Origin of the sequence: Celeribacter sp. SCSIO 80788, assembly GCF_051054295.1 — a bacterium.
Classification (GTDB): Bacteria; Pseudomonadota; Alphaproteobacteria; order Rhodobacterales; family Rhodobacteraceae; genus Celeribacter.
Window position 1 is genome coordinate 2,246,963 of record NZ_CP150482.1, and the last position, 19,106, is coordinate 2,266,068.

The 19,106-nt window shown below is 57.4% G+C and carries 13 protein-coding genes, 1 tRNA gene and 2 pseudogenes; 3 read left to right on the forward strand and 13 right to left on the reverse strand.

From position 1 onward, the window contains the following. Positions 1 to 287: 287 nt before the first annotated feature. A pseudogene (gene istB, locus V1471_RS11320) lies at positions 288 to 891 on the forward strand (IS21-like element helper ATPase IstB); the annotation flags it as partial. A gap of 98 nt (positions 892 to 989) precedes the next feature. Then, positions 990 to 1,214 carry a hypothetical protein gene (locus V1471_RS11325; protein WP_434288830.1) on the forward strand — a complete coding sequence of 75 codons (225 nt, stop codon included), beginning with the start codon at positions 990 to 992 and terminating at the stop codon, positions 1,212 to 1,214. Positions 1,215 to 1,463: 249 nt separating this feature from the next. On the opposite strand, the gene V1471_RS11330 is transcribed toward V1471_RS11325, so the two are convergent. The 7 genes from V1471_RS11330 to V1471_RS11360 form a co-directional block, all read right to left on the reverse strand. Next, positions 1,464 to 2,861 carry a Shedu immune nuclease family protein gene (locus tag V1471_RS11330; RefSeq protein ID WP_434288832.1) on the reverse strand — a complete coding sequence of 466 codons (1,398 nt, stop codon included), beginning with the start codon at positions 2,859 to 2,861 and terminating at the stop codon, positions 1,464 to 1,466. 3 nt (positions 2,862 to 2,864) lie between these two features. Further along, complete coding sequence (locus V1471_RS11335; RefSeq protein ID WP_434288833.1) at positions 2,865 to 4,328, reverse strand: restriction endonuclease subunit S; 1,464 nt, start codon at positions 4,326 to 4,328, stop codon at positions 2,865 to 2,867. Next, the gene (locus tag V1471_RS11340) at positions 4,325 to 5,251 is read right to left on the reverse strand and encodes a GIY-YIG nuclease family protein (protein WP_434288834.1); all 927 of its coding nucleotides are present in this window, start codon (positions 5,249 to 5,251) and stop codon (positions 4,325 to 4,327) included. Before V1471_RS11340 ends, V1471_RS11335 begins: the two co-directional genes overlap by 4 nt. Next, entirely contained in the window at positions 5,248 to 6,723 is a 1,476-nt protein-coding gene (locus tag V1471_RS11345; RefSeq protein ID WP_434288836.1) for an N-6 DNA methylase, read from the reverse strand. The genes V1471_RS11340 and V1471_RS11345 overlap by 4 nt, the downstream gene beginning before the upstream one ends. Next, positions 6,720 to 10,073 carry a type I restriction-modification system endonuclease gene (hsdR, locus tag V1471_RS11350; protein WP_434288837.1) on the reverse strand — a complete coding sequence of 1,118 codons (3,354 nt, stop codon included), beginning with the start codon at positions 10,071 to 10,073 and terminating at the stop codon, positions 6,720 to 6,722. The genes V1471_RS11345 and hsdR overlap by 4 nt, the downstream gene beginning before the upstream one ends. Before the next feature lie 46 nt (positions 10,074 to 10,119). After that, positions 10,120 to 11,016, reverse strand: coding sequence for a site-specific integrase (locus V1471_RS11355; RefSeq protein ID WP_434288839.1), 897 nt, complete (start codon positions 11,014 to 11,016; stop codon positions 10,120 to 10,122). Between the two features lie 68 nt (positions 11,017 to 11,084). Continuing rightward, positions 11,085 to 12,185, reverse strand: coding sequence for a hypothetical protein (locus V1471_RS11360; protein WP_434288840.1), 1,101 nt, complete (start codon positions 12,183 to 12,185; stop codon positions 11,085 to 11,087). A gap of 631 nt (positions 12,186 to 12,816) precedes the next feature. Between V1471_RS11360 and V1471_RS11365 the strand changes: the two genes are divergently transcribed. Continuing rightward, positions 12,817 to 13,707 carry a hypothetical protein gene (locus V1471_RS11365; protein WP_434288841.1) on the forward strand — a complete coding sequence of 297 codons (891 nt, stop codon included), beginning with the start codon at positions 12,817 to 12,819 and terminating at the stop codon, positions 13,705 to 13,707. A gap of 554 nt (positions 13,708 to 14,261) precedes the next feature. Here the strand turns inward: V1471_RS11365 and V1471_RS11370 are convergent. The 6 genes and pseudogenes from V1471_RS11370 to V1471_RS11395 form a co-directional block, all read right to left on the reverse strand. Beyond that, a complete protein-coding gene (locus tag V1471_RS11370) occupies positions 14,262 to 14,837 on the reverse strand; it encodes a hypothetical protein (protein ID WP_434288843.1) in 576 nt (191 codons plus the stop codon). 9 nt (positions 14,838 to 14,846) lie between these two features. Next, positions 14,847 to 16,397, reverse strand: coding sequence for a site-specific integrase (locus tag V1471_RS11375; RefSeq protein ID WP_434290981.1), 1,551 nt, complete (start codon positions 16,395 to 16,397; stop codon positions 14,847 to 14,849). A 12-nt stretch (positions 16,398 to 16,409) separates the two neighbouring features. Then, positions 16,410 to 16,592 (reverse strand): annotated as a pseudogene (locus V1471_RS11380) (DUF6538 domain-containing protein); the annotation flags it as partial. Between the two features lie 95 nt (positions 16,593 to 16,687). Continuing rightward, positions 16,688 to 16,777: transfer RNA gene (locus tag V1471_RS11385), tRNA-Ser, on the reverse strand. 76 nt (positions 16,778 to 16,853) lie between these two features. After that, positions 16,854 to 17,864, reverse strand: coding sequence for a GDP-mannose 4,6-dehydratase (locus V1471_RS11390; RefSeq protein WP_434288844.1), 1,011 nt, complete (start codon positions 17,862 to 17,864; stop codon positions 16,854 to 16,856). Between the two features lie 10 nt (positions 17,865 to 17,874). Next, on the reverse strand, positions 17,875 to 19,041 hold the full coding sequence (locus tag V1471_RS11395) for a nucleotide sugar dehydrogenase (protein WP_434288845.1): 1,167 nt from the start codon (positions 19,039 to 19,041) through the stop codon (positions 17,875 to 17,877). Between the last annotated feature and the right edge of the window lie 65 nt (positions 19,042 to 19,106).

The window sequence follows — 19,106 nt, forward strand, 5'->3', positions numbered from 1 at the left end:
GTAAACTCCGGCCATCTATTTTCATTCTGCAAGGAGCGCAGGAGAGACCGAGGATTTACACCGTGGATCTTTACCTGAAGGTTCGTCTGGCCGTCTCGGAAGGAATGAGCCGACGTCAGGCTGCCAAACACTTCAACATATCGCGCGACAGCGTCGCCAAGATGCTGTCGTATTCGACGCCTCCTGGCTATCAGCAACGATCATCACCCCGACGGCCAAGGCTGGACGCGTTTGTTTCGACGATCGACAACTGGTTGGATGAAGACAGACACCCGGCTTGCCAGCGGGAAATGATCGAACGGGATCGCCGCAAGGTCGAGCGCCGTATCAAGGCAGCCAAATTCCCGGTTGTCAAAAACCTCGATAGTTTCGATTTTTGCCGCCATACCTAAGCTCAATAAGATGCAGATGCTGGAACTGGCCCGCTGCGGATGGATCGAGCATCGAGAGAACGTCATCTCTCTCGGTCCCAGTGGTTCCGGGAAGACGCACATAGCCCTTGGCCTGGCCGCCTGCCAGAAGGGCCTGTCCGTCGGCGACACCACAGCCGCCGCCATGGTCAGCGAGATGCTAGAGGCCCGTGACGAGCGGCGTCTTTTACGTTTCCAGAAGCAGATGGCAAGGGACAAGCTGCTGATCATCGATGAGCTGGGTTTTGCGCCGCTCTCCAAGACCGGCACGGAATTGCTCTTTGAACTGATCTCGCAACGCTATGCGCGGGGCGCGCCCCTGATCACCAGAAATCTGCCCTCTGACCAATGGACGGAAATCCTGGGATCCGAACGCCTGACCCGCGCTCTACTCGATCACGTCACGCACCACCTCAACATTCTCGAAATGAACGGCGACAGCGACCGTCTCGCCCAAAGCCGTGCCCGAAAGGTCGGCTGAAACCCTTCAAAAGAACTGCAAGTCATGCTGGACAAGCACGGCAAGGGATCAGGCCCCCTCACCTTGTTCTGACCACAACGATCACTGGAGGATCGATCATGGCTGATATGCCGACTGTCACGCGCGGACGCGCGACTGAACTTTCTTTTTCGCATTTTATCTGCACGCTTGGCGTGGCCATTGAGGCTGAGCGCGACATCGAAGGTCCGCTGTTGTGGGCTGATCCGGGCTTTGCTGACTGGCTGCGCGATGCAGAACTTGCTTGGGAAACCGCGACCAACGCCTGCTATACGGCACTTGATCGGCCGCCCAAGGCGACCTAATCAAAGCGACCAAAATTGTATGGTGGCGGAGACGAAGGGATATCCTACTTCAATCTGCCGATGTAACGATACCAGTGGGTTAGCTTGGACCACGCCCCAAGTACTTGCCTGCACTGTACCAGATGACTGGAACATGGGAAGGGTATGTCGCCAGAAAACCCACCAAATTTCGTGCGGGTAGCGGGTCCGGTACTTTCGCCTTCCCCAACCGGGTCCAGAATTCATAGTGAGCTTGGACCATGCAGGCCCTTAAGACTTCTTCGGGCGCTTGCCAGGCTTGGCTTCGCGCAGGTAGGCCAGCAGGTTTTTGAGCATCTCCAAAACCTCATCAAACGTGACGATCCGCACCCCGTGGGAGTTCTTTCGATACAACTGGAACGACCTGCGCTTATCCTTTTCGGTGGGCATCGTGCCGACGATGAGAACGCAGTCAATCTCATAGTCCGCGACTTCGTTTTCCCCATGCCAATCGTTGTCGGACTGATGCAACGGAAACTTGCGGGTGAAGTGATACCGCTGATCAAGAACCTGCGTGATGCCGCCTGACAGCTCATCATGCGGGCCATAGACGCCATCCCGGTACTTCTTCACCACAGGCGATTGAGGCTTTTTGATCTCGATAAGAGCAGCGTTGTTGTTGACGCTGTTCTTGTACAGAAAGTCGCCGATCTTCTCACCTTTGCCGTCGATGCGACGACCGCCGACATAGGATTGCCCGTTGACGCAAACCACCGGATAACCAAACGCGAAAGACAGCAGGAACGGGTCATCCTCAAAGAATTTCTGCCACTTGTTTTCGTTGTGGTGCTTGGCCATCAGCTCTTCGAACTCTTGGATCGCCAGCTCCAGCCGGGTCAGTTCCAGCTCTGAAATCAGCTGCTCGGTGGCTTCGGGGGCTTGCTGGGCAAAAGTACGTGCGGAGCGACCAAGCTCTGTTACCAATTCCGTCTGAGCATCAGGATCGCGGTAGTCTGGATCAGCGACATACTTCTGGATCAGCTGGCGAATTTCGTTCCGGCCCAACCTAAACGGTCGAGTTTCAGCGCCAACGACCTCTGCAACCACATTGTACGAGGTGGTCGCCTTCACTTCATTTTCTGCCACTTGAGCACGGCGATCAATCCGGTCAATCTCAGTGATCAAATCATCGAAGGCATCTAGGGACAGTTTGAACTCATCTTCCATCGGACCGCCATCACCGATGTACAGAACATCTTTGTCCGAGTGATCCGCCACAGCATCCAAGACGAAGCGATACTCCTTCTTGATGCCAAGCCCATAGTTTGGATCGCGGGTCAGACCATCAGGCTGGAAATCCAAGGCCATATCTGCGGCGGTCTCGTCCGGGTTGGGGCCAGCGTCGAACCAATCAAACGAAATCGCTTTGATCTTCTTGTGTTTTGGTGTGAACGAACCGTCTGGCTCTGGCCTCGTGTAGACTGGATAAAGCCGGACCCGCTCATTGGTTTCATCCAGCGTATAGAGAACGACCGGTTCGACCTTGTCAGTGTCCGGGTCAAGCCCTCCGTCCTTGATACGCTCCTCGGAGGGCTTCACATACACATCCCAACTACCCGGCACATTGCCCGGTTTCACCGTGATCTCTGGAGCACCCTCAATACGCTGTCCGGGTATGCGCCGTGCCATTGTTTATGCCTCAGCTTTCTTCCTGCGGCCCCGTTTGGGTTTGGGGGCGGTGGCGCGGGCTTTGCGGATACGGGCGAGGAGTTCGGTGGCGGGTTCGTCGGTGGGGTCTTGGGGGACAAGCCCGCCTACGAAGGCTTTGGCGAGGATGCGCTGATCCAGCCGGTCGGTGAGTTTCAGGGCCTTCTCAGCCTCGGCAGCGAGGCGGTCGATCTTCGTGAAAGCGGTTTCGATCCGGTGGACGATCTCGCGTTGTTCTGCCAGTGGTGCCAACTTGATGTTGAATGCTCGAACCTCCGGGAAATAGATCGTCGTATGTGTTGTTCCCTCACCAAAGTTGCGAATGTCATCTCCCTCTGAAAGCAACGCATACATCAGGTATTTCGGGTCTAGCGCGTCGCTACACGTCCATGTGGCGAAATCCTGACTAGTGGCCATCTCGCAGCCCATAATCGTGACGTAGCCGACCGACGCTGTACGCGACAAAACAACCGTGCCTTTGGGGAGCAGCCTAGCCGACGAGTTTTTCAAGCCGTCTTCGTTGGTCTTCTGAATGGTATCGTAGATCACCCGTCCATGATGGGTGTTCGCGTCCGGGATACTGATCCAGCGGACATCACCGTCCCACCACTCAGGATGTGAGCGACTTGGCGTATGCCCAGTTTCTTGGCGCGACACCCTGAGCAACGGCACCCAGTCCCAACCAATTGGAAGCTCAGTCCCCGGATGGTTGACCGACAGACCACCCTTTCCGGGAATGACTTCGTCCGTTGGCTTTCTTCCTCCGCGCCCTTGTTGTGGTGCCTCGGTTCGCCCGAGAAGCTGAGACACTGTTTCAAGTTCGCTCTCCTGCCGAAACTGTGCCGTTTGCTCGCCTCGGAATGCTGAACGCAAGAAATTTAGTTTGTAGCGCTCTACCAAGTCTGGGATCGCCTTTAGGTCTGAACGAGCGGTGGTTGTGCGGGCGCTGAGGGTGTCGAGCTTCCTCACAATCCGCCGTTGCTCGGGGAGTGGGGGGAGCGGGATTGCGATATCACTTATCGTTTTTGGACTTACATTCTGCTGCGCACCACCTTTTCCAAGCGCCGCAAGAGCTTCCCTGAAGAGCGGTGAACTGAGAAAGCAAAACAAATAGCCATCATCGTCCAACTTATCTGCGGGCGTTAGCCTTGCCACTCGTTGGTTCAAGGCGGCGGGCAAGTGCTGTTGTTCGATCCGGGCTACACGTCCGATGTTTCCCGTTAGTGATGTCAGTATATCGCCTGCCAAAAGTTCAAAATGTTTGGTCTGCTCGTTGAGCTTCACGTATTTCGGCTTTGCTAGGGAGATTTCCCCATCCTGAACGTTTCCGATACGGATCAGGAAATGTCCTTCATCCTTGTACTCGGAGCTCTTGAAGGCAAAGCCACTTTGTATATTTAGTAGGTCACCTAGTTCCGCATCTGCCCAACCCTTAGGAAACTCGCTCATTCCGCCGCCTCCTGCTGCGCGGCCTGCGCCTGCTGCCAGTCATGATAGGTCTGCTTCGATCCTTTGACTTTCCACTCAGTCCGTCCGTTGCTGTTGCGGTCCAACACGACCGCTGCCGCCGCCGAGGGGCTGTTGAAGGGCCAAGGCTTGGCAAAGCGTAGCTTGTCCGCCCCATGCGGGATCAGCACTGCATCGGCGATCAACTTCTCTTTCAGTCCGCCATAGCTTTGCTGCACATAGCCCGTGCCCGTCAGCGCCTCAGAGCCCTCCAGTACGATGAATTCGCCCTCTTCCTCCACCGCCGTGGCCTGCACCCCGCTTTTGTGGCGGATTTCGAATTGGACATCGCCCGTGGTACGCTCCTCAACCGGTTTGGCGGTTTGCCTCACGGCGCGGGGTTGGGGTTTGAGCATGTCCAGGCCGATCACCGGCAGGATGATCCGCAGGTTGGCCAGAAACTGCTCCATATTCGCCACGTCCGCTTCGGGCAGTCTGCGACGGCTGGTGTCGGGTTGGGTGCCGTTGTCGAGCGTCACGCGGCCCGCCTGCGCCGTCAGCTCGATCAGCCGCGCCTCAAGGTATTCGGCGTGGCCCTTGGACAGGTCATCATCACTGGTGGTCACGGCGATGGCGGTTTCCCAGAATTCGCGCTTTTCGGCGCTTTGCTTGATCCGTTCGCGCACAGAATTGGCCGAGCCGATATAGACGCGGGTCATGCCCTGTTTGTCGGGGTCCGGGCCGGTGAGGACATAGACGCCGGTGCGGTCCACCTCTTCGCGGCTGGTGAGGCTGGCAAAGGTGGATTGGCTGGAGACGAGGACGACACCCGTCCAGCCGTGGATCGTTGCCTTGCGCAGGCCGGTGGGTTTGCCATCGACAAGGAAGAGCTGAATGGTGCGCCCGAAGGTCTCTCCCGTGCTCATTCGGCGGCCTCGACGGCGGGTGCCTCTTCCAATTCTTCGCTGAGCGCTTCGATCTCGTCCAGCGCCGCGCGCAGGTGGCCCATGATCGCGGCGGCGATTTCGTCCGGCTCGGTCATGTCGTCCTCAGGGTCGCCGCTTTCATCGCGCAGCCACGTCCAATCGAGGTTGTCGCCGCGTTCCGTGATCTGTTCGCGGGTCAGCTTGCGCCAGCGGCTGTCTTCGCCCTGCTCTTGGCGGTCAGAGTGGCCGAGGGGATCGGGGCCGAAGAAGCTTTCAAATTCGTCGAAGTGGTTTGGCGTCAGCGGGTTGGTTTTGCCGAAGGACGGCATGTTGGTGCGCAGGTCGTAGAACCAGACATCGCTCGTGGCCTGTTGCCCGTGGTTGGCCGGATAGACCTTGTCCGTCACGCGGGTGAAGAACAGCACGTTGGTCTTGACGCCTTGGGCATAGAAGATGCCCGTGGGCAGGCGCAGGATGGTGTGCAGGTTGCAGTTCACCATCAGGAAGCGGCGCAACTCGGTGCCTGTGCCGTCACCAAAGAGGATGTTATCGGGCATGACAATTGCGCAGCGCCCGCCCTTCTTGAGGTTGCGCACGGCGTGTTCGAGGAAAGGCATGGGGCCGACGCGTTCGCCCGCTGTCAGGGTGAAATCCGGGCGGTTCACGTTGCCCGACATCTTGTTGAACGGCGGGTTGGTCAGGATCACATCGGCCTTGCCGAGGGTTTCGCCCTGCGGTGCGCAACTGTCCTCGCAACCCACAAGGCTTTCGATCCCATGAAGCAGCATATTCATGACGCACAGGCGATGGGTGTCGGGCACCCATTCGTGCCCCCGGAAGGCAAGGCGGCGCTGGAAATTGCCCTGCTCTTCGGACAGCGTGAAGAGATCGTCGGTGGTGTCCTTGATCGCGCGATCTGCGGCAATCAGGAACCCGCCCGTGCCAGCAGCGGGGTCTTGGACAATCTCGCCCGGTTGCGGTTTGACCAAGCGAATGATGCTGTCGATCAGGGCGCGGGGCGTGAAGTATTGGCCAGCTTTGGACTTGGTGGCAGAGGTCGTTTTCTCCAGAAGCCCTTCGTAGAGATCACCCAAACCATCTTCACGAGCCGTGAACCAGTCGAGCTTGTCGATATTGGTTGTCAGCGTCTTGAGGTCTTTGGGCAGACGGATATGGGTCATGGCATCGGTGAAGATTGCCAGTGTGACCGGGTCTGTCGTTTTCTTCGGGTTGCCGAGTTCCAGCAACATCGCCTTGTAGTATTCGAGCTGGTCCCCGCCTTCGGTCGTGGCCAGCTTGCGCCAGCAATGCCCGTTCGGCAGACGGGCCTCCTGTCCAGTTTCCTCCAGCATTTTCAAAAACAGCAGGTAGGTCAGTTCGTTGACGTAGTTCGAATAGGACACGCCCGCCGACTGGAGGGTTTTGCATTCGCGCCAGAGTTTAGCGACGATTTCAGCGGTGTTCGGGTTCATGCGCTCACTTTCCAGAGTTCTTCGTTAAAGTCGTGAAGGATGGTTTCCAGCTGACCGTTGAACACCCGGTTGAGGCGGTTGAAGCCCCCCTGCGCGGCAAAGGTGCCTTGGTCGATGCTGTCGCGGTCCACGACGATTTCTTTTGTGATTTGCTCGGCGATCCGCCGCAACCAAGTCTTCTGTGGGTCGGTCCACTTGGCCTTGGCTAAGATCACCTTTGTAGCGGATTGCACGCGGGTTTCAAACGGGATCAAAGGGTCGCCCAAGGCCGCTTGCCGGACAAAGCCAATGATCGAAGCGGCGATATCTTCGTTTGAGGCATCGTTCCACGCGCGGCGCAGGCTCGTTTCCGAAAAGCCCATCTTGTCCAGCTCAAGCCGCAGGTTCCGCAATTCTGTACGCGTAAGCTCTCTTGGCCGCTGGACCACGACCGAAAGCGCCGCGATCTTGTTCTGATTGTTCTTCACGAATGAGGTGAAGGTGTCCAAGAAGTCCTCGGGTTTTTCGTATTCACCATAGCCGGTGGTGACGGCTTCCATGCTGTCTTTATGGTGTGAGATCGGGACGAGGTTCGGACCTGATCCGTCCGGGTCCCAATCAAGTATCTTGCCCAAACCAGCGAACCGTTTGACATAGGCAGCGGCCTGCTCGGGCGTGTGGTTCTTCAATCGGTCCCGCAGTTCCTCTGCGGTTTCTCCCGTCAGGTCCCTTACTGCTTCCGCCACTTTGCTTGGCAGTTTTCTGAGCTTGCGGTGTAGCTTGGCCAGTACCTGATCGCGCACAAGCTCTCGCTGATCATCTTCATCAACAGACGCAAGCTCGTCAAAAAGCTGCTCGAAGGTCAGCTTGGGATTGCTGGCGACAGGTTTCATCTGCGTCAGGTCCTGCAAAGACGCGTAGAGGTCCACGGCGTCAAAGATGCGAAAGACCTCCTTCCCGATATCGTCACACCGGCGCGTCGCCCTCCCCAACATCTGTTCATAGAGAATTCGGCTATTCACCCGCCGGATGAAAACGAGATTGGTGATCTTCGGAACGTCGATACCAGTGGTCAGCAGATCAACGGTGACAGCGATCTGCGGGAAGGCATCGTTGCGGAACGACCGGATCAACGCCCCAACCTTGTCTACGCTGCCCGTAATCTTTCGGATGGCTGCGTCTTCGATTGCCCCATACTGAGCCGCAAATGCCTTCTTCAACTCATTCACCACAATATCCGCATGGGCGTCCGTGGCTGCAAACACTAGCGTTTTTCCGTCCAGACTAGGGTCGATATGCTTTGCCAGTTCCTCCGCAACTACCTGATTGAACGGCTGCGTGATCACACGCTTGTTGAAGGCTTCAACTTGAAAGTTCAGCTCGTCCGGGGTCGTGACATTGTCGATTTCTCCCGTCTGGCTATCCATGACTTCGACATCTTCACCAGCTGCAAAGGTAATCCCAGCTTGGCTGAGGGCGGTCTGGAACCGAACTGGCGGTTCATGGTCGATCAACCACCCATCCACAACAGCCTCTCGGTAGGTATAGGTGTAAATTGGATCGCCAAAAATCTGCGCGGTGTGCAGTGCTGGCGTGGCTGTCAGCCCGATCTTCACCGCGTCGAAATACTCCAAAACCCGGCGATATTTCGAGACGTAGTCATCCTGACTTCTGAAGCTCAGCTCTGCATCCGACATCTCGCGGTCAAGCAAATAGCCACGGTGACACTCGTCGATCACCATCAGGTCATATTGACCAATCGGCGGAACATCTGCGGGATCGTTGTTGTAGAGAACGCGCTTCACCAAACCTTGAATAGTGCAAATGTGCACCCGTGTTTCTGGGTCGGGCTTGATGTCCTCAAGCCCTTTCATACCAAACAACTGCCCGAAGGTCTTCGGTCCCTCAATGGCAGTGCTCATGAATTCGTCACTCGTCTGAGTGCCAAGCGCTGACCTATCCACGACAAAGCAGATGCGACGGAACCGCTTCGTGGCCAACAGCCGGTACAGCATGGCAATGGCCAGCTTGGTCTTCCCGGTCCCCGTTGCCATTGCCACAAGCATTTCGCGCTTCTCTGTGCCAAGCGCCTTCTCGACCTCTTGGATCGCGGCTTTCTGATAGGGGCGAAGCTGAAAACCAAAGTCGAAGGATCGGGCCTCCAAGGCAGCCTGAGCCTTGTCTTTTTCAACCTCCAACATAGAAACCAATTCATCGGGCGAGAACCACCCCATGAGAGCGCGCCGAAGGTTCTGCGGCAATCTGACATCTCGAAACCAAATACCACTCTCGGTTTCGAGCTGTTTCAGGTAAGGGCGTCCATTCGTGGCGAAAACAAATGGAACAATAAATTCATCATTCCACTTTTCATTATTCCCGACCCCCTGAATTCCTCTTGAGTACCTTTCAGCCTGATCAATCGCGGCAGAGACGTTTTTGCGATATCGCTTTGCCTCAACAATTGCGACGCAGATTTCGCCGACAAAAAGGGCATAGTCGGCTGGACCGGATTGAGTGGGCCACTCAGCGATTGCTAGATTTTTTCCCTTGGCGGGGCGTACGCCCTTGCCGTATCGCAGTTCCGAACTGTCGGCCTCCCACCCGCGATCCCGGAGTTGCTGATCAATCAGTTCTCGCGTTGATTGTTCATCGAGGTCGATGGCCCCAACGGCTGCGTTTGAAGCCTGTACGAACTCCATCTTCTGCGCAGCAGTTTGCAACTGAACCCGTGCCGCCAGCTCTTGCAGCTCTTTGTCTGCTTCCTGTGCCAAGGCCTCCCATGTCTGTCGTTCAGAAAGCTCACGTTGGTGCCTCGCCTCGGCGCTTTCAGCATCCAAAAGAGCTTGTTTCCTTTGTTCTTGTGCCTTTTGGGCAGCTGTCAGCGCATCGTCTCTCTCGCGGCGTAGTCGCTCAAGCTCCTTGGTCAATTCCTCTGTCGTAGATTGAGGGAGGCGCGGAGGAACGAAGGGACCAGGCGAAAAGTCTCGGTCTTTGGTGCTCGCCCGAAAATGCCAGACCCCAAGTTGAACCGACATCTTCATACATGCCAGAGCTTGACGATGATCTCCCTGACCTTCGTGAACTGCGGCGTTGCCCAACTTTCTGATGTGGTGGAGCACATCGAGTACGCGATCCGGTGCCGCTCTATCATACTTCAACCGGCGCAGCAGATCGACTTGTGTATCGGCATCGACGAGATCGACACCCATCAATACGGCATGTCTACGGGCAAGGCGTTCACTAAATTGCCTGAGTTTAATCAGACTTGTACTGGGGTCTTCCTGAAAGTAGCTCTCCGCGAGCCTGCCCAAATTGGCAAGCTCACCGTCTAGCTGATCTAAAAACTCGAAATTGCTTTGCACCTGATCCATCGCACAATTTCTGCGATAGTCATGGCAAAAAGGCAATGAATAACAATCACAACAGCGCCCCCGCTGCATTCCCATCAAACAGCCCCGCATCGCGCACATAGCGAGATAGCATCAGGTCCGAGGCATGGCCTGTCTGTGCCCGCACCTTGTAAGTCGGCACCCCGGCCTTGATGGCGCTGGTGGCGAGGCCTGCACGGAGGCTGTGGCCGCTGTAGCCCTCAGGGTCGATCCCGGCATTTGCGAGACGATTGCGCAGGATGGTGGACACGGCGTCGGAGCGTAAGCGGTCGGGTTGCACATTGCCGTGGCGGTCAACCGGGCGGTAGATTGGGCCTTCGTCCTTGTTCAGGACACCCAGCCAAGCTGACAGTGCGGCCACGGGGCAATGGCGGGTGCGACCAAGGGGAATGCCAATATTGCGTCCTTGGCCTGCTTGGTCGGTCTTGGAACGGCGAAGGTGCAGGACCAGACCTTCGCGGACCTCTTCGATGTCGGGCAGATCAAGCCCGATAAGTTCCGAGGACCGGAAACCGCCCGCCCAGCCGATCAGCAACAACGCACGGTCACGTTTTGCACGGGGATCATCCCCAAGCGCATCCAGCACAATGAACAGCTCTTCACGAAGCAAGGGGCTGGCCTGATCCTGAGCGGTGCCTTTCACCCGTTTGATCCCCCGCATCGTGGCCCGCACGATCTCGCTGCGGCAAGGGTTCGGCCAGGCATTCGCCTCATGAACCTTGCTCAGTGTCGCCACCCGCCGCGCGAGGCTGGACGGTGCCAGCGTGTCGGCGTGATCGGCCAGATAGCGGGCGACCTGATCGGGCGTAGCAGGGAGCACCCCGCCCCAGTCCGTGAAATGGGCCAAATCAGAACGGTAGGCTTTGCGCGTGTTCTCGGACAGGCTTTCGCGGATAAAGTGCTCCACGGCTCCATCCGCCGCCATATCGTTGCTTCCCTCGCCCTTTGTGGACCGGGATAAGAAAGGATTATGCCGGGTTAGAACGAGATCGCTCATGCAACGCCCTCCCGCACAGCCTCGGCCCGGATCGCGTTCAGCTCGGGTATCGCATCCTTGAGAGCGGCCAGCCCGAATTCGAGAGCTTCGCGCGGCAGACCTGAGCAGTCCCACTGCCACCTGTCCCGTAGGCTAGCGCTCAGCGGCCCGAACGCGTGGCAGCGCAGGCACTGGCCTTCGACCCTAAATAGCAACTCCCCGGCAACCTGCACCCGGTTCGCGCGCGGCAGGAACGCCCCGGCCCATGACGCCATGCCTGCATTTCGCAAGAGCAGCCGACCAACGGCAGCGCGACCGGGCCGCGTGTACATGTCAAAGGCATAGGACGGCACCCCGTTGATCCGCGTTTCAACCGGGGTTGGATCATCTTGAACCCCGGTTGCGACCACCCCGTTTTCGAGGGACAACAGAGCGACAAACGGCGATAGCATGGCCGAGGTCTTGGTGAAATTGGCCCGCGCGATCTGCACCATCGTGGGCGCGACGCCCAATTCAGCCAGGGTATCGAAGGCCAAGTTCGGATTGCCTTTACGGGTCAGCAGGTGATCGCTCTGGCAACGGGCCGTGCCGAACAGATACCAGAGCGCAAGGGCTTTGCGGTCGAGAGACGGACACCCCAGAACAATCTGGCGCAGGCGGTCATCTGACATCGCGCCGAAGCTGGCGCGATCCTCGGCCAAATCGAGCAGCCGTTCGAGGCTCATGAGCAGATCATCGGCAGCGCGGGATTTGCGGGCGTCCACCATGCGTCGGATCAGATAATCCGTGACCACCGCATCCCCGCCCAGATCACGCCGTATCTTGGCGCTGGCCAGACAGGCGGCTGTGATCCCCACGGTTTCGATATCCGCCGTCCCGATATCTTCGGCAGCGATGATATTGAGGCGGCGCAGGAGATGTTCCCTTTTGGTCTCCAGCAAAAACCGTCCGGCTTGACGCGCCGCATACAGGTCGCCCCGGCGGATGGCCTTCTGCAAGAGCGAGCTGGCGACCCACTGCGTGCTGGTGAACGGGGCGATCCTTGGTCCCGGATCAAGCGCGGCGATCTCCTGCGCGACGATGGTCTGAAATCTGGTGAGTTTGGACGTGTCTATCACGGTTTGCCCTCCTTGGCATTTTCGGAGGGGGGCGAGATCGTCTCACCCTCATTAAGCGTATCCTGTGACACCTACAGGAAAAGGGAAATCGGGGTGACAGGTCGGGTTCCACCCAAAAAATACAGCACCCGATTTTGCGTGCAGTTAATTGCAATCCCGCTAAGTTTCCACATTGGCACAACATATGGACATACGGATTGGCCGGTTCTGTCCCCCCGGAAAAACACGCTGAATTTCCACTTTTGCCACCCCACATCCAGCCAACCAGCATTGGCTGAACCCGGAATATCGGAATGTCTTCAAAACTGTCTCTGGGACATTTTTCTGACCGGCGAACACGACGCGTCATCCCTTTCAACTCGACCGGGTGCCAGCCATCCGCTAAAAGCCAAGCTGAGCGGTACGTGTCGCTTGGGGCGTAGAACACCCCGAAGCAAGAGGTTGGTGCAGACCTGAACTGCGCCGACGACCCTGACTTCTTAGGTCCGGGAGCCTGTGGCGTATGTCCAAGGCTCCCGCCTAAAGGCCATGGGGACCGGGCTTGCTTCGGTTGTTCTAACTCCCGGATCAGGGAATTTCAGAGTGTCAGCAACCCTGCGGGGACGTACCGCAGCCGTTGCCCGGAGTTGGAATGAAAGCCATTGGAACACCCGTCATAGTGAGTGCGGACGGCGCAAGCCACCTTGAGCAGATTTCGCTGACACAGAACGAGCTTTATGATGAGCGCTGGCTGCAAGAACTGATTTTCAAGAACCCCTCCCTTCTACCCATGGATCAGATCGAACCGGGGCTGGGCGAGTTGATCCCGGCTTGCATGGAATTGCCGCTGCGCTGCGGGTATCTCGACAACCTGTTCCTGACGCCTGATGGCGATGTCGTTATCGTAGAGGTCAAACTCTGGCGGAACCCGGAAATGCGGCGGGCAGTTCTGGCCCAGGCATTGGACTATGCGTCAGCTATGTTCTCCATGAGCTATGAGGAGCTGGATGCTGCGGTCAGGAAGGCCGATGGCGCGAATGGCCGCACGATGTTCGAGATCGCCGATGGCCCAGAGACACTGGAAGAACCGGAATTCATCGACGCATTGATCAATCGACTGAAAACAGGCCAGATCGTGGTCATCGTGGCCGGAGATGGCATTCGCGGCGAGTTGGAGAAACTGGTCGAACAGTTGCAGACCCACGCAGGTTTCCGATTTACCTTCGCGCTGGTCGAGCTGGCCCTGTTCCACGCGCACGATGAACGCTGGCTTGTTGTGCCCCGCACGCTGGCCAAGACCTATCGAATAGAGCGCGGCGTGATCAGGCTGGAGGGCGACAGCGTTTCGGCCTCGTTCGAACCGGCTCCAGCACCCGCATTTCATCGTCCGCGCGCACGGTATCGCCAGCAGCAAAAACGATCTCATCTGACATCTTCTATGACGCCATGCGCGGCATTGATGCGGACCTGCCACGGCAGATCAACGACATGCTGGGCAGACTTGAGAACCTTGGTGTATATCCTGAGTTCAAGAAGACTATGATCCTACGCTGGGCCACACCAGACGGGAACACGGCGCATCTTGGGTGCGTCTATCGCAACGGGTCGATCTTCTTTGAAGACGTTGCGACATCTTTGCCAGACCGGGGGACCGCCGCTTGGTTTCTATCCGCGCTGGCCGACGCCTATGGTTTTGAGATGGTGGATTGGTCTGGCGGTAAGACACTTCGAACAGCAGGCAAGCCGCCAAAGATCGGACAAATCGCGCAACAGCCGAATGGCTTCGTGTCAGCCGTTGAAGGGCTTGAGAAGCGCGTCCGAGGTCTGTGACTGTCAGGCCAACGTAGCGATTGGGACAGAGCACGAGATTTCTATAAGAACGAAAAGCGACCTAAATCTCTTCCCCGAGATTTTACTGTTGACCTCCTGATCAGATCGCGATGTGCGAGTGCAACGAGTGCTCGCGTCCTATTATCTTTAGATAATAGGACAGTGTTTCTCTTAATTTCCCCGTTCTCTACAAGTACTGAAAGTACTTAAACGTGGCCGAACCGCCCCCTTTATTAAACGTTGCCAAAACGCCGAAACCAGCCATCCTCAAATATCCTTCTGGTAGGCGTTGGCAGGGCCCTTGGCGTTACCCGGCCCTACGCCATTCCATGCGGCCTCAACCATTTCCCATGTCATCTTCTTCGAGTGCGCGATGGCTTCTTTGAGGGCAATCTCATCAACATGGACGTACGATTTCTTGTGCGCGCCAGTGCCCATAGCTCTGAACTCCAAAAATTCCGCGCAATTTTTCTTTGCGCGAGGAAGCGCCCTTTTCTTGTACTCGTCTATCGTCAAGCCGCTGGCTCTCGCCCAAGCTTCCCGAGTATGGCCAACCCATTCTTTTTCAAAGCGTACGAACTTCTTTTTCCGATTACGCCACAGGAACAGAATGTGAAAAAGCAGCACCGCAGCATAGAGGTCCTCGCCCGCTAATATTCGACACATTGCCATGAGGTTTGGCCGCTCCCATTTGGCATTGGCCGCGTCGGCTTTCGAAATGGTTTTTGCCATAGCCTTTTTCTTCGACGACGGCGTGTTCGCCGATTTGGCCTTGGTTTGTCCAATTTCAACCGCCTTCTTGGCTTCCGCCTTGGCCTTCGGTGAATGTAGGAACGACTTCATGAAACCTCCTTAGCTTTTCCACCCGAAGCCAGTCGCATGGCTCAGGTCCAGTCCGGTGTAGCGCACCTTCTCGATCTCTTCTTTCAGCCTCGCTATGGATGCGCCTTTGCCATAGCCCCAATGGGCGGCATCATCGGAATGGCCACAAAGCTGCATAGCGATGGCGTCGGTGACGTTGGCATCATGAAGGGCATCCACAAAATTGTGCCGGAAGCTGTGAAAAACATGCAGCGGGGTTCGGAATTTCCATGTTTTGCCGTAGTTGCTCCAGAACTTGGACCACGGCTGGCTGTATGTCCCATCGCTGCCGAGTTTCAAATCTGGGAACAGGCGACCGCCAGGTCGATCTGCTACATAATCGAGGAACCCAAGGTTCAAGATGGCCGAGTGGATTGGCACCCGGCGATAGCTGGACCCGGTCTTGAGGTTTTTGATCTCCTCTTCTGGCTCGTCTTCCCATTTCGAAATATCGAAGTAGGCGATCCCCTCTTCTGATCGGATGTCGGCTTTCAGCAACTGGATAATCTCACCCGACCGCATCCCCGCGAAAAGCGCGATCACAGGCACCCAATACCGCCCGTCTTTCATCAGCAAATCACCCTTCACACCGGATCGGGCAACGCTGCTCCGCCCGGTGTAGATCGGCGTCTGGAATATCTGATGCAGCTTCTCAGGGCTGTAGGGGAGCCGTTTGGGCTTGCCCTTGGGCGGTTTCTTGACCAGCAGTTTGATGTCGGCCCCTGGCACCTTCGGCAGGTATTCTTCGGCCACCATCCATGCGACGAACCGCTTGAAGAAGTCGAACCGCTTTTTCTGGGTCTCATAGCCCATTTTGGGCAGCAGCTTGCCTGCTTCCACCGCCGCAACCGGGTCCAGGTCGCGGGTTTCGGGCTTCTTTTGATAGTGGGCGGGTATCTGGCCAATCAGATCGCGCAGCGATTTCATGTCATTCGTATCGAGCAGGGATGCGGGCTTGTCGAAGTCGATCACGGCACGGGCGAGATCGAAGGATAGGCGCAGATCGCCCAGCGTCTTTTCCTTGATGTTTTGCGTGGCAAGCACCTCTTCGTAATTCTTGGCCAGCTCGTGCAAGGGCGGGGCGACAGGAATTGAAGGGGCTTGGACTGTCGGTATAACCTGCAACGCCGCCGGGACTGTGCCATCTGGCGAAGGCTCAACGCCTTCAAACAACGGATCAGCAATATGCGTCTGAGCATAATCACCGTGCAGCCTCGCCAACAGTAGGCGGTCCGCCTCGATCTTGGCTCTGAGCAGACCCGTCTGGGCGCGCTGGAGCGCCTGAAAACGGCTTGTTAGGGTATCCGGGGGGATTGCCCCCACAAGAGTGGTTGCGTCGCTCTGCACGTCGCTGGGGAAGTCCCTGACCGCAAGACGCCGACGAAGGAGGGCGAGCCGCGTCTCAAGGGTGGCGATACAGTCCTCGACATCCACCTCAGCTTCGGGCGCGAAGATGTCGGCGAACTCCTGCCCCCAGTCCAACGCCTCGCGGAAATAGTCGCGGATCGCCTGATCTATTGCTGTGTCCTGACCCTGAGCCATCCTCCGCGCCTCCGTCACCACGAGATCAACATGATTGCTGATCGCGCGGCATCGCATGAGAGCCAATGATCGCTCAGCAGTCCTTAACGAAATCTTAACCTCTTTTCGGCCCGCCACATCCCACAAATCCTGCGGAACCGAGGCGCGAAAATAGAAGGTTCGCCCGCGTGTAACCAGCCTTGGTATCGTGGCCATCCTTGCCCTCACTGTACCAGTTGACTGTACCAGGGCGCGGATTTCGGCCTTCCCGAAAACCAGTATCGTTTTATATCAGCAGGTTAGCCGTGAAATGGCGGAGACGAAGGGATTCGAACCCTCGAGACGGTTTCCCGCCTACTCCCTTAGCAGGGGAGCGCCTTCGACCACTCGGCCACGTCTCCGTCGACCCGTGTAATGGAGCCGTCACAGAGACACAAGCCAAAATAAAGGCAAAATAACACGCCCGCAGCTTCGCGCTCAGGCGTTGTAATATTGCCGATACCACCGCACGAAATTGGCCACGCCTTCGGGCACCGCGGTTTTCGGTGCATATCCCGTCAGACGTTTCAGGAGGGAGGCATCGGCCCAGGTCGCCGGCACGTCGCCCGGCTGCATCGGCATCAGGTTGCGCTCGGCCTCACGTCCCGTCGCATCCTCGATGGCTGCAATAAAATCGGTCAGTTGCACCGCGTTGTTGTTGCCGATGTTCACCACGCGGAAGGGCGCCACGGGCGAGAGGCTGTCGCCCTCTTCGACCACGCCGTCCTCGGGTCGCACCGGCACCGCGTCGATCAACAGGCGGATGGCGTGGACGAGGTCTTCGACATAGGTGAAATCGCGCTTCATATCGCCGTAATTGTAAACGTCGATGGGTTTGCCGCTCAAAATCGCCTTGGTGAATTTAAAGAGCGCCATATCGGGCCGCCCCCAAGGCCCGTAGACCGTGAAAAACCGGAACATGGTGATCGGCAGATCGAAAAGATGCGCATAGCTGTGCGCCATGCTCTCGGTCGATTTCTTCGTCGCCGCATAGAAGGACATCTGGTGATCGGCCTTGTCGGTCTCGCGATAAGGCATCTCCTCATTGGCGCCGTAAGCCGAGGAGGTGGAAGCCAGCAGCATATGCTTCGGCGGGTGTGCGCGTGCAGCCTCCAAAAGCTCAAACGTGCCGATGATGTTGCTCTCGAGATAGGAGCGCGGGTTCTCGATCGAATAGCGCACCCCGGCCTGAGCGGCGAGATGGATCACCACATCGGGTTTTTCCGCCTCGAACAGCGACATCAAAAGACCCGGCGTCTCCACCTTGTCATGCACAGAACGATACCCGTCATAGGCCGCAAGCGTCTCCTCGCGCCGTTCCTTGAGCGCCACATCGTAATAGTCGGACAGGCAATCGAGCCCGATAACCCGCCAGCCTTCCTCCAGAAGCGTGCGACAGACGAAAGAGCCGATGAACCCGGCGGCACCGGTGACGAGAGCTGTGGGCATGTCGGTATCCTCAGTCGGCGTGGAACAGGTCGCGGGTGAAAATCTTGTCCGCCACATCGGCGACCTCATCGGTCATCCGGTTGGCGATGATCACATCCGCCTCTTTCTTGAAGGTATCGAGATCGCGCACCACACGGGAGCCGAAGAAATCGTCCTCCTGCATCACCGGCTCATAGACGATGACCTCGATCCCCTTCGCCTTCACCCGCTTCATGATGCCCTGAATGGAGGACTGGCGGAAATTGTCCGACCCGGCCTTCATCACAAGGCGGTAGACGCCCACGATCTTCGGACGTTTCGCGATGATCTGATCGGCAAGGAAATCCTTGCGCGTCCGGTTGGTGTCGACGATGGCCGCGATCAGGTTCTGCGGCACTTCGGAATAGTTCGCCAAGAGCTGTTTCGTGTCTTTCGGCAGGCAATAGCCGCCATAGCCGAAGGACGGGTTGTTGTAGTGATTGCCGATCCTCGGGTCGAGCGAAACCCCGTCGATGATCTGCCGCGTGTCCATGCCGCGCGACATGGCGTAGCTGTCGAGCTCGTTGAAAAACGCCACCCGCATCGCGAGATAGGTGTTGGCGAAAAGCTTGATCGCTTCCGCCTCGTCCGCATCGGTGAAGAGCACCGGCGTGTCCTTGTCCATCGCCCCTTCGAGCAGCAGATCGGCAAAGGTACGGGCACGCTCGGATTGCTCGCCGACGATGATCCGCGAGGGGTGCAGGTTGTCGTAAAGCGCGCGGCCTTCGCGCAGGAATTCGGGGCTGAAAATCACCTGATCGGTGTTCATCTCGGCCCGCACGCGGCTCACAAAGCCCACCGGGATGGTCGATTTCACCACGATGGTCGCGTTCTTGTTCACCGCGATCACCTGCGCGATCACCGCTTCCACCGAGGAGGTGTCGAAATAGTTGGTATGCGTGTCGTAATTGGTCGGCGTCGCGACGATGACGAAATCCGCGTCGCGATAGGCCGACGGCCCGTCCGTCGTCGCCTTGAGGTTCAGATCCTTATGCGCGAGAAAATCCTCAAGCTCGACATCCACGATGGGCGAACGCCGGTCATTGACCAGAGCGACCCGCTCCTCCGAAATATCGACCGCCGTCACCTCATGGTGTTGCGACAACAAAACCGCGTTGGACATGCCCACATAGCCGATCCCGGCAACCGCAATTTTCATCTCAGGACCCTCAATAGAAATTCTTATGCCCCCCGTGTTACCGGATACGCCCCCGCCTATCCAGT